This window comes from Draconibacterium orientale (genome assembly GCF_900111425.1).
In the GTDB taxonomy this organism is placed as follows: Bacteria; Bacteroidota; Bacteroidia; order Bacteroidales; family Prolixibacteraceae; genus Draconibacterium; species Draconibacterium orientale.
Genome location: NZ_FOHT01000012.1, coordinates 121,701 through 132,027, shown reverse-complemented (window position 1 = coordinate 132,027; position 10,327 = coordinate 121,701). Strand labels below are relative to the sequence as shown.

10 protein-coding genes and 1 tRNA gene are annotated in these 10,327 nt (G+C 38.9%); 6 read left to right on the top strand and 5 right to left on the bottom strand.

Annotated elements, in window-relative coordinates; translation table 11 throughout:
• Window positions 1-498 precede the first annotated feature (498 nt).
• The 3 genes from BMW53_RS20935 to BMW53_RS08760 all read left to right on the top strand — a co-directional run bounded on the left by BMW53_RS20935 (window position 499) and on the right by BMW53_RS08760 (window position 3,386).
• Window positions 499-675, top strand: coding sequence for a hypothetical protein (locus BMW53_RS20935; protein ID WP_157470783.1), 177 nt, complete (start codon window positions 499-501; stop codon window positions 673-675).
• 756 nt (window positions 676-1,431) lie between these two features.
• Window positions 1,432-2,178: a PRC-barrel domain-containing protein gene (locus tag BMW53_RS08765; RefSeq protein WP_168136407.1), complete on the top strand. Its 747-nt coding sequence runs from the start codon at window positions 1,432-1,434 to the stop codon at window positions 2,176-2,178.
• A gap of 509 nt (window positions 2,179-2,687) precedes the next feature.
• Window positions 2,688-3,386 carry an energy transducer TonB gene (locus BMW53_RS08760; protein WP_038558170.1) on the top strand — a complete coding sequence of 233 codons (699 nt, stop codon included), beginning with the start codon at window positions 2,688-2,690 and terminating at the stop codon, window positions 3,384-3,386.
• 161 nt (window positions 3,387-3,547) lie between these two features.
• On the opposite strand, the gene BMW53_RS08755 is transcribed toward BMW53_RS08760, so the two are convergent.
• The 4 genes from BMW53_RS08755 to lysS all read right to left on the bottom strand — a co-directional run bounded on the left by BMW53_RS08755 (window position 3,548) and on the right by lysS (window position 7,280).
• Window positions 3,548-3,620, bottom strand: a tRNA-Thr gene (locus tag BMW53_RS08755).
• Between the two features lie 360 nt (window positions 3,621-3,980).
• Window positions 3,981-4,910 (bottom strand): hypothetical protein, encoded by a 930-nt coding sequence (locus BMW53_RS08750; RefSeq protein ID WP_139178065.1) that lies wholly within the window; start codon window positions 4,908-4,910, stop codon window positions 3,981-3,983.
• A gap of 35 nt (window positions 4,911-4,945) precedes the next feature.
• Complete coding sequence (locus BMW53_RS21385; protein ID WP_256998931.1) at window positions 4,946-5,068, bottom strand: hypothetical protein; 123 nt, start codon at window positions 5,066-5,068, stop codon at window positions 4,946-4,948.
• Window positions 5,069-5,573: 505 nt separating this feature from the next.
• Window positions 5,574-7,280, bottom strand: coding sequence for a lysine--tRNA ligase (gene lysS, locus BMW53_RS08745; protein ID WP_038558174.1), 1,707 nt, complete (start codon window positions 7,278-7,280; stop codon window positions 5,574-5,576).
• A 239-nt stretch (window positions 7,281-7,519) separates the two neighbouring features.
• Between lysS and recJ the strand changes: the two genes are divergently transcribed.
• Window positions 7,520-9,247 (top strand): single-stranded-DNA-specific exonuclease RecJ, encoded by a 1,728-nt coding sequence (recJ, locus tag BMW53_RS08740; protein ID WP_038558175.1) that lies wholly within the window; start codon window positions 7,520-7,522, stop codon window positions 9,245-9,247.
• Here recJ and BMW53_RS21380 read toward each other — a convergent pair.
• Entirely contained in the window at window positions 9,244-9,399 is a 156-nt protein-coding gene (locus BMW53_RS21380) for an HAD hydrolase-like protein (RefSeq protein WP_081804819.1), read from the bottom strand. The genes recJ and BMW53_RS21380 overlap by 4 nt on opposite strands.
• A 140-nt stretch (window positions 9,400-9,539) precedes the next feature.
• Here BMW53_RS21380 and BMW53_RS21120 point away from each other — a divergent pair, with 140 nt between their 5' ends.
• On the top strand, window positions 9,540-9,761 hold the full coding sequence (locus BMW53_RS21120) for an ORF6N domain-containing protein (RefSeq protein WP_217642913.1): 222 nt from the start codon (window positions 9,540-9,542) through the stop codon (window positions 9,759-9,761).
• A gap of 171 nt (window positions 9,762-9,932) precedes the next feature.
• A complete protein-coding gene (locus tag BMW53_RS21115; RefSeq protein WP_217642912.1) occupies window positions 9,933-10,235 on the top strand; it encodes a hypothetical protein in 303 nt (100 codons plus the stop codon).
• Window positions 10,236-10,327 lie beyond the last annotated feature (92 nt).

Below are 10,327 nucleotides of genomic sequence, written 5' to 3'. Positions count from 1 at the left end.
TAATTAAGGAACCGCCGTATACGAGAACCGTACGTACGGTGGTGTGAGAGGTCGGAAAATAAAGTAGGAGGAAAACTATTTTATTTTCCTCCTACCCGATTGAAAAAATGGGCCTTATCAGCAATGTTTCTGAAAAAGGCCCAAGTTTTATGTTGAGGAAAGCTTTGCGTTCAATACATATTTCGTTTGAAGGTAACCTAACCGTTTGGCATAAACAGAAGAGTTTGGCTATCATTTGTCCCCGGGAGCACCCTTCTCATTATACAGTATTTCAACAACTAATTAAGGTTTACTGCGTCCATTGCGTAACAACGAAAATAAATTACATCTAATGCCGGAAAAGCTGAATTCAACATTGGTTTCTACAGTTGATATTTCCTGTCATGATGTAATATTATTCTATATACGTTGTATAGTAATATTCTAAAAAAGACGAAAAGGTAATCTTTTTGCACATTTTTTGCGTATAACTAATTGGCTTAACTGAAACGAAGTATTATGAAAGTAATATTTGACGGAGATTTGTTTAAAAGGCAAACTGCTTTGCTTTGGCAAACAAATGAAATAGTTAGTAATTTAAAAACCAGTTATTATGGCAATTTTTGTATATGGAAGCGTCGTGATAGCTATAGTCGTTGCAGTATTGATTTTATGCTATCGGGATTTAAAACATAGCTAAAATATTTAGGTATGGGACTGCGCCCATAAAATACCACTGATTGAATGGAGTAAATGCCATAAGAGAGATGGTTTGTGCTTAATTAACCACTTTGTTTTAGTAGTCGCTAATCAACAAAATCCTGCTGCATATTAACAATGTATTTTTAATAACTATTTCATTTAAAGCGAAACAAGCGCGGTTTTAAGCCGTAATTGAAATTGTACTTTAAAATAACGAGTTATGGCAGTAATTATTTATGGTATATTGTTTCTGATGGCGATATCTGTAATAATGTACAGGTGTTACTAGGATGCGAAGCAGAATCATTAATTTCTGTTTAATCTGCTATCTTTGAAATACTTCCCCCGGCTTCAAAACGGTTTTGTAAAATATCGTTAGTTGGAATTCTGCCCTCTTTTTTAGCCTGCTTTTTTCAACTGGTTTCCTCTCATCCCTTTCTGTGCAAAGTTCAGGAAGCATTAATGTTCCCGATTAATCTGTACCACTTCTCCACACTTGTTGTGACTTTTTTCCACAGTATAGTCATTTTTCTTCTTGCTTCATAAAGCTAAATCAGTTGTTGTAAGTATCAGTAATTCAGTGTCGATAAGAAGGCTTGTTATATTGCAAGGTCTATTGTGGCACATCTTTGGAACTGGTAGTAAAAACAAAAGCATTTTCGGATTGCAAAAAGTATAACGTGAAATAAAGTAGTACTGTACATGGAAATAGCGTGCAATAGTGCACATAAAAATATAAAATCAGTTATTATGAAACGTAGTTTAAGAGAGTTAATAGGATATTCCATTAAAGCAAAAAATGGAGAAGAGGGAAAAGTAAATGACTTTTTATTCGACGAAAAGAGTTGGATAATACGTTATGTGGAAGTTGATTTGGGAAGTTTCTTTAAAGCGAACAGGGTATTGGTACCCTATAATTTTCTTGGAGAACCGGACTGGGATGAAAAAACGTTTAAAATTAACTTAAGTATCGACAACATTAAACGGTCGCCAAACTTAAGTTTCGATATGCCGGTTTCGCGCATTTACGAACGAAAGCTGGCCGATTATTACGGAATAAAATATCCGTACTGGATGGTCGATTCTGCCGCATTTGCCGGAAACGAGGTTGTTTTTTATCCGGGCGTAGCATTCAGAGCGCCGCGTAAAGTAATTAAGGAAGAAGACATTGACACAAGTTTGCGTAGTTTTAACGAGATTAAAGGTTATGGAATTAACGCTACCGATGATAAATTCGGGCATATTTCCGACCTGATTATTGATGACTCCGACTGGCAGATACTGTACTTTGTAGTTGACACGAATAATTTATTCCCATGGAGTAAAAAAGTAATTCTTCCGATTGAAGTGATCGATAAGATCAGTTTCTCTGAGCGTGAAGCCCGTGTTGATATGACAAAAGAAGCCATTAAAGACTCGCCGGAATATAACCCGGATGAAGCTGTAAATGCCGAGTTGGAAGAAGTTCTTTACGACTATCGAGGCAAAAGGAAATAGTACGCGAAATAAATTGGAAAATAGGGAAACCGAAGGCAAAAGTCTTCGGTTTTTTTATGGGTTTAAATTTGCAAGGTGTAGAAAATCAAAGAATTAGTGTGGAAGGATTTCACAGGCAACATCAGTTTGGAAAGATGGTAGCACATTTATTTTTATCCGCTGTAAACGGACGACAATAAAAAATAAAAGCCGACTGCATTTTCTCTGAGTAATTTTCAATTTGGATTCATTCTAAATAGCCTGTGTTCAGTACGATGGAGGAATTAAAATGTTTGAGAATACAGTGTCTCTGAAAATGGTTAAACCTCTTTATTCAAACAGCGAAAACAGAAATAAAATGGCGGCGAATTAGCTAATTGTTTCCGAATTGTGGCACGGTATTTTAACTGTTATAACAAAAGACTGAAGCAGGCAAACGAGCTACGAATAGCAGAATTAAACGTTCGTGAAAGCTGGCCTGTTTCAATTAACTTTTAACACATAATAACAGAAAAGGAGAAAATTTAGTTATGAAACAATTTAGAAAACAATTTTATTTTAAAACATTTTTAGTAACGCTTGGATTCCTGATCTCGGTGGCGGTATTGCCATTGCAGGCGCAGGATAAAAAGGTAAAAACGGCTTTCACCACCAACGACATGCATAATCAGGATATGGAATATACCAATCAGTTGAAGGAAATCGTTGAAAAATATCCGGCTTTTACATTTAAGTACGGTATTGAAGATGGTGAGGTGCAAGATGTGGTTGTAACCGGAATTGATAACGAGATTGACAGAAAACGACTGGAAGTTGTGCTGTTCGACTTAAACAGTCATCGGAATATGGTAAAACAAACCAACGAACAAGTTGGCGTATTTTACGATATTGATAAAGAAGCGATGTACGAACATGGACAGGAAGCACTATCCGAAGAATTAGTGGACAATCTTGAGTATCCGGAAGGAGCAAAAGACTGGGGTGTAGAAGGAACCATTTTTGTGAAAATGATTGTTGATGATGATGGTACAATACCATTTATAACAACAAGTACAAATATCGAAACTCCGGTTGAGCGATATGTTGAGGATCTTGAAGAACAGGCAATTGATGCTGTGCATAAAACCTCTGGCGAATGGGAACCTGCCGAAGTGGAAGGAGTAGAAGTAGCTTCGCTGGCTGTAATTCCAATTACCTTCGAGCTGAGACACAACCCGTATTTGTACTAAAATTAACATTAGTTTTTATTTGTGTTATTTCAACTTGTTGGAAAGCAAAACGAGAGATAATAAAAGAAAAGAGCCTCTCACGGGACTTGAATGCTGATGCTTCGATCAGCATCCTGACTGAAACGTCAGGGCCCGCGACCAGTAATAAATAGTGAGAAAAGAGCCTCTCACGGGACTTGAACCCGCGACCTGCTCATTACGAATGAGCTGCTCTACCAACTGAGCTAAAGAGGCCTGGAATACAATATTAGAAATTTTGGTTGAGAATAAATACAGTGGTTGGCAATATTTGGCAACGGAATTTTTATTTCCTGAGCGATGAGATAAATTCGTAGTTGTAGATGTCTAAATATAAGCTATAGCTTATATTTGATTTGGTGGACTTCCTTAATTTCCTCTTTCTTAAGTGTACTTTCATCTTATAATCTTTAGGCCAAAATATAAGATGGGTGACACGTACCAAAAGAAACGAATATGGTTTAGGACATGGATTTATATATTCTAACGGCGATGAAATAATTTGTAAATGATTAGTTCTAATCATTTTATAGTTGCAGCAAATAACGATGTGTTTCAAACACAATAAATAATCTTTTATTTACTGTTTCCGTTCGTTACTTTTAAAAGGTTATCTATTCTTTCCTTTAAATATGTAGGTCGATTCAAAATTGGCCAATATTCATAAATACTTTTTGATTTAAAATTAGGTTTCTTTTTATAGCCATCGTAAGTATGTATTATTTCATTTAGAAATCCTTTTTTTTCAATTTCATTAACGAAATCCCTATCATTTAATATTTCTAAGTTTACAGGGTCTATTTTTGTTGCATTTTCAATTTCGTGTATAAACGAGAAGAAAACATGGTACTTCTGACCAGATCCATCATGTTTTATCTTAAATGCCTTATGTAGCTCATTTTTATATTTTATAGGATTATTGTTGCAATAATAATAAACAGCACCATGACAACCCAATGTATATGTTTTATTGTTCAAAAACCGTCCAAAAAACTCATCCAACATTTTATTGCTTCTTTCTTTTGAAAGTTTAGTAACCAATTCACTATAAAACGTGTTAAGATCGCTGACTACATCAGGTCTGTTTTCCTCTGTATAAACCAAGCATTCAATAATTTTTGATATCTCATCATCATTAAATCCCATAATTTCATAGTCCCTAATAACAATTCTTGCATGCTCCTGGGCCCTAAAATCCCCTTTTTTTAAGATTTCTATTGCAGAATAAAATCTTTCTTTTGTAATCTGATCATACTTCTCTTCGAATACTTCTCTCATACCACCCTTTAGATCATTTAATATTTCCCGGCTTTCTTTCTGAAGCTCTTTTGCCTCTTCATGCAACTTATTAGCCGGTCTTATATACTGGAAATAAGTAAAAAATCCTGCTACTGCTATTATAATTCCCAGGATACCAATGAATAGCTGAAAATAACTATTCATTTTTTCCATATGAGCATTTTGCACTTCTATTATTGAGTTTGTGAATTCGAGCCTACTTTCCAAAATTTCATTTTTAGCCTTCAATTTCTCAATCTCAACTATTTTTTTTCTTCTTCCATATTAAATACTTTAGGGTCTAGTTTTGCCTTTTCATATTCTTGTGCAAAGGTTAGTACACAGATCAATAGAAATGTACATATAGCAAATAGTTTGCTGTTCATACTTTTATTGTTTTATTGAGTCTCAGTTTTATATTTTAAACTATGGCTCAACGGTTTTGAGTTGTTTTTGTGCTTCCGATGGAGCTCATTTTGTGTTATTTCTGCAAGAGTTATTCATAAAAGGATTGGATATATGTTTGGCACGACAAGTTAGTAATAAATGTTTTATAATAATATAGATTTGAGAAGAAATGGTTCAAATAGTTCTGCAAATGAATGAATCCCAAGCAGGTGACACTTAGAACCACAAATCCAAAAAATATCCAATGTAGAATTCCCAACTCCCAATTTTCAAAATTTGGATATTGGAAATTGAATATTGGGACTTTTCCAACAAAAAAAAGCCCCTCCGAAAAACGAAGAGGCTTTGCTATCTTTTTATCCCCGATGCTTCGATCGGGATTTCGTCCGTTTTAACGGACTCAACTTTCTACTTTTGCCTTTTTCTCCCGACGCTACGGTCGGGATTTCGCTACGCTCAACTTTATACTTTTGCCTTGGTGTCCTACAACGCCGTCACCAACAAACCGGCATCGGTATTTTCAACTTTAGCCACTTTCTTTTTGGTGAGGCCTTTAATGGCTTTGTCCCATTTTTTGTTGCTGAGTCCGGCTTTGTCTTTTAGCGCAGTCAACTCAATTGGCGATTCAGCTTTCAATAATTCGAAAACTGCTTTTTCGTCGTCAGTCAGTTCCACTGCTTTTTTCTCCGGTTTCATTTGCGGGAAGAACAGCACATCCTGAATCGACGGGCTATTGGTCATAAACATGGTTAAGCGGTCCATTCCAATTCCCATCCCTGATGTAGGTGGCATTCCGTATTCCAGCGCACGCAGGAAATCCTGGTCGATAAACATCGCTTCGTCGTCACCTTTTTCCGATAGTTTCAACTGGTCTTCAAAACGCTCGCGTTGGTCGATCGGGTCGTTCAGCTCCGAGTAGGCGTTAGCCAGCTCTTTACCGTTCACCATTAACTCAAAACGCTCGGTCAGTTCCGGATTATCGCGGTGCATTTTTGTTAGCGGCGACATTTCTTTCGGGTAATCGGTAATAAAAGTTGGCTGAATGTAGTTGCCCTCACATTTTTCGCCAAATATTTCGTCAATCAGTTTTCCTTTACCCATGGTTTCGTCGATTTCAATATCGAGCTTTTTACAGATCTCGCGCAGCTCTTCTTCCGACTTGCCGTTAATATCGTAACCGGTGTGCTCCAAAATAGCTTCGGCCATGGTAACACGCGGGTAAGGTGCTTTGTAATCGATAATGTTGTCGCCCAACTGAACTTTTGTGGTTCCGTGCAATGCCATGGCTACGCGCTCACAAATTTCTTCGGTAAAGCTCATCATCCATTTGTAGTCTTTGTAGGCCACGTAAATTTCCATCACCGTAAATTCCGGGTTGTGGGTGCGGTCCATTCCTTCGTTACGGAAGTCTTTCGCAAATTCGTAAACACCCTCAAAGCCACCAACAATCAGTCGTTTCAGGTAAAGCTCGTTGGCAATACGCATATACAAAGGCATGTTCAGCGCATTGTGGTGCGTAATAAACGGACGCGCAGCTGCTCCTCCCGGAATAGGCTGCAAAATTGGCGTTTCTACCTCGTGATAACCATACTCGTTAAACATCTGGCGCATGGTGTTGTATATGATCGTACGTTTTTTGAAGGTCTCTTTCACTTCAGGGTTTACAATCAAATCGATGTAACGCTGGCGGTAACGCTGTTCCGGATCGGTAAACGCATCAAAGGTTTTACCGTCTTTTTCTTTTACAATCGGCAGTGGGCGCAACGATTTGTTCAGCACTGTAAATTCAGTAACGTGAATGGTTAATTCGCCCATTTGCGTAATAAAAGCATGTCCTTTTACACCGATGATGTCGCCAATGTCGAGCAATTTCTTGAACACCTCATTGTACATCACTTTGTCTTCGCCGGTGCAAATCTCGTCGCGATTAACGTAAATCTGAATACGTCCTTCGTGGTCCTGAATTTCAGCAAACGCAGCTTTTCCCATAATTCTGCGGCTCATCAAACGGCCGGCAATTACTACATCCTGAAAATTCTTCTCCTCTTCCTTGAAGTTCTGTTTTATTTCTTTGGTGTTGGTATTTACGTGGTACTGTGCCGCCGGGTAGGGGTCGATGCCCAACTCGCGCATTTTTTGCAACGAATTTCGTCTGATGATCTCTTGTTCGCTTAATTCCTGATGACTCATTTCTTCTTCTCTTTTATTTTGCTGTCACTCTTTTGTTTAAATGACAATTGATTGCCCGGGAAAAGTTTCCCGAATCTCTTTAAAAAATTTGGGCAAAGATAATAAAACAGATCGGTTGTAATTGTTGTTGTTACACTGAATCAATTAAAAAATAATGTTGAGGTTGAATGTTTTATTTCCATATGCGATTGCATTTTGTATCTTTGCTCATTCACATCAACAGAAACACAAAACGCAGCATGGATAGAATTTGGAACTTAAAAAAACAAGGCGACCAAAACGAGGTAAAGCACCTCTCAGCGGCGTTAAATGTGAACATGGTGATAGCGCGCTTGCTGGTACAGCGGGGAATAAAAACCTACGCTGAAGCCAAAGCATTTTTCCGCCCCCGACTAAGCGACCTGCACGATCCTTTTCTGATGAAAGACATGGAGAAAGCGGTTGCCCGCTTGGATGAAGCCATTGAAAATAACGAAAAAGTTATCGTTTACGGCGATTACGATGTGGATGGAACAACATCGGTGGCGCTCGTGTATTCGTTTTTAAAACAGCGCATTAAAGATATTGAATATTACATACCCGACCGTTACAGCGAAGGTTATGGAATTTCGCCAAAAAGTATTGATTATGCCGTTGAAAAAGGAGTGACACTGATTGTGGCGCTCGACTGCGGAATTAAAGCCGTTGAAAAGATTGCCAAAGCCAAGGAACGCGGACTCGATTTTATTATCTGCGATCACCATAATCCGGATGCTGAAGTGCCGCCGGCCGTTGCAGTGCTCGACCCAAAACAGTCGGATTGTAAATATCCGTACAAAGAACTTTCGGGTTGCGGTGTAGGGTTCAAATTGCTGCAGGCTTACTGCAAACAACACGAAATTGACTACGAAGAAATATACGACCTGCTCGATTTGGTAGCAGTGAGTATTGCTGCCGATATTGTTCCGATAACCGGCGAGAACCGGGTTTTGGCGTATTATGGCCTCAAGAAGCTGAACTCAAATCCGGGAATTGGGTTGCAAACCATCATCAATTTTGCCGGAATCTCAGGAACCGAAATTACCATTAGCGATATTGTGTTTAAAATCGGACCACGATTAAATGCATCGGGACGAATTGAACACGGTAAAAAATCGGTGCAGATATTGGTTTCAACCGACGAAGATAAATCGGATTTGTTGGGTGAAGAGATCGACTCGTTTAACGAAATACGAAAAACGCTCGACCGCGATATTACCCAGGATGCCCTGGATACCATTGAAAACAGTCCGGAATTTAAAAATAAAAACAGTACCGTGTTGTATAACCGCGATTGGCACAAAGGAGTGGTTGGAATTGTGGCATCGCGGGTTACCGAGCAGTATTATCGCCCAACGATAATTTTAACCGAATCGAATGGCTTGGCAACCGGATCGGCACGTTCGGTGCGCGATTTTGATTTGTACGAAGCCATTGGCCAGTGCAGCGATTTGCTGGAATCGTATGGCGGGCACATGTATGCTGCGGGTTTGACCATGAAAATTGAAAACATCCCGGAGTTCAGGCGTCGTTTTGAAGAGATCGTGACCAAACAAATTACCGACAAACAGCAAATACAAACCATTGAGGTGGATGCAAAAATCGCATTAAGCGAAATTACGCCACGCTTTTACCGCATTCTGAAACAATTTGCACCGTTTGGTCCACACAATATGACTCCTGTTTTTGTTACCGAAGATGTTTTTGATGCCGGTACCAGCCGACTGGTTGGAAAAAATCAGGAGCACTTAAAATTGGATCTGGTTGAGCCCGATGTAAATTCCGGAATATTCCCGGGAATTGCGTTTAATCAGTCGGATGCTTACGATGTAATTACTTCCGGTTCGCCTTTCGATGTTTGTTATTCGATTAACGAGAATGAATATCGCGGAAAAACCAATCTTCAATTGTTTATCCGGGACATTAAAAAACGCGAGTTTCTGGATTAAAGCGGAAGTGTTTTAAGCAGCTCTAATTCGTCAATAACTTTGGCTCCGGTTGCTTCCAGTCGCTCTTTCGACTGGTGCCCGTCGGCTACCAAAATACAATCAAGTTCCAGTTGTTGCGCTACCTCAAAATCGTGGTTCGTATCGCCAATAATGGTGGGGTTTGGTGAAAATAAATTCCATTTTGCTCAAATGATATTTAGGGTTGGATCAGTTAATGTGTTGGCTTTGAGTACGCAATTGGTAGTGTGAAGTTTAAAAATGTTATTTTTACTATGAATAAAATAACAACCAAATGGCCGAAAAAAAGAAAGAGAGTTCAGTGCTTCCCGATGAAATTATTTTGAATAAGATTTATTTCATCAGGGAACAGAAAGTGATGCTTGATAGTGATCTTGCAGAGTTGTATGGCGTGGAAACACGGCGTTTAAATGAGCAGGTAAAAAGAAATATCTCCAGATTTCCGGAGGATTTTATGTTTCAGTTATCGGAATTTGAATTTGAAAGCTTGAAGTAGCAATTTGCGACATCAAGTTGGGGAGGACGTCGCAAATTACCCAATGTTTTTACCGAACATGGAGTTTTGATGCTGTCGAGTGTTTTGAATAGCGAAAAGGCAATTAAAGTCAATATTCAAATTATGCGGATATTCACAAAAGTTCGCGAAACATTGATCGATAATCTGAGCATGAAACTTGATATTGAGGAAATCAAAAAAAAGCTTGCCAATCAGGATAAAAACATCGAATTGGTTTTTCAATATCTGGACGAATTAATTGAGATCACCCGACATATCCGAGGGATTAAAAATTTTATAAACAGTATGAGAAGAACTGTAACTTTCTGCCTGCCGGCGGCTTTCATCTTTGCCCCCGACGAAATGTCGGGATTTACGCTTGGCTCCAACTTGAAGCAAAGACGAAACACGAGGAAGGCATTTCCGAGCTCAAGGCTGCTTTTGCTCTTTCCCCTACGTTTTCATAAAACCTAAGTTCGGACGCCTGCCTGACGGTAGGCAGGGGTGATCTCCTCGCTTCCTCGGAGCTTCCCGCTCTCTCTAAGGTTTTATTTCAACTCCGGGCA

Bases quoted from the DNA above. Each gene is read 5' to 3' on its own strand.
- BMW53_RS08760 (WP_038558170.1), top strand. From the start codon at position 2,688: ATGAAACAATTTAGAAAACAATTTTATTTTAAAACATTTTTAGTAACG.
- BMW53_RS08765 (WP_168136407.1), top strand. From the start codon at position 1,432: ATGAAACGTAGTTTAAGAGAGTTAATAGGATATTCCATTAAAGCAAAA.
- BMW53_RS21115 (WP_217642912.1), top strand. From the start codon at position 9,933: ATGAAACTTGATATTGAGGAAATCAAAAAAAAGCTTGCCAATCAGGAT.
- BMW53_RS21120 (WP_217642913.1), top strand. From the start codon at position 9,540: ATGGCCGAAAAAAAGAAAGAGAGTTCAGTGCTTCCCGATGAAATTATT.
- BMW53_RS21385 (WP_256998931.1), bottom strand. From the start codon at position 5,068: ATGAACAGCAAACTATTTGCTATATGTACATTTCTATTGATCTGTGTA.
- recJ (WP_038558175.1), top strand. From the start codon at position 7,520: ATGGATAGAATTTGGAACTTAAAAAAACAAGGCGACCAAAACGAGGTA.
- BMW53_RS20935 (WP_157470783.1), top strand. From the start codon at position 499: ATGAAAGTAATATTTGACGGAGATTTGTTTAAAAGGCAAACTGCTTTG.
- lysS (WP_038558174.1), bottom strand. From the start codon at position 7,280: ATGAGTCATCAGGAATTAAGCGAACAAGAGATCATCAGACGAAATTCG.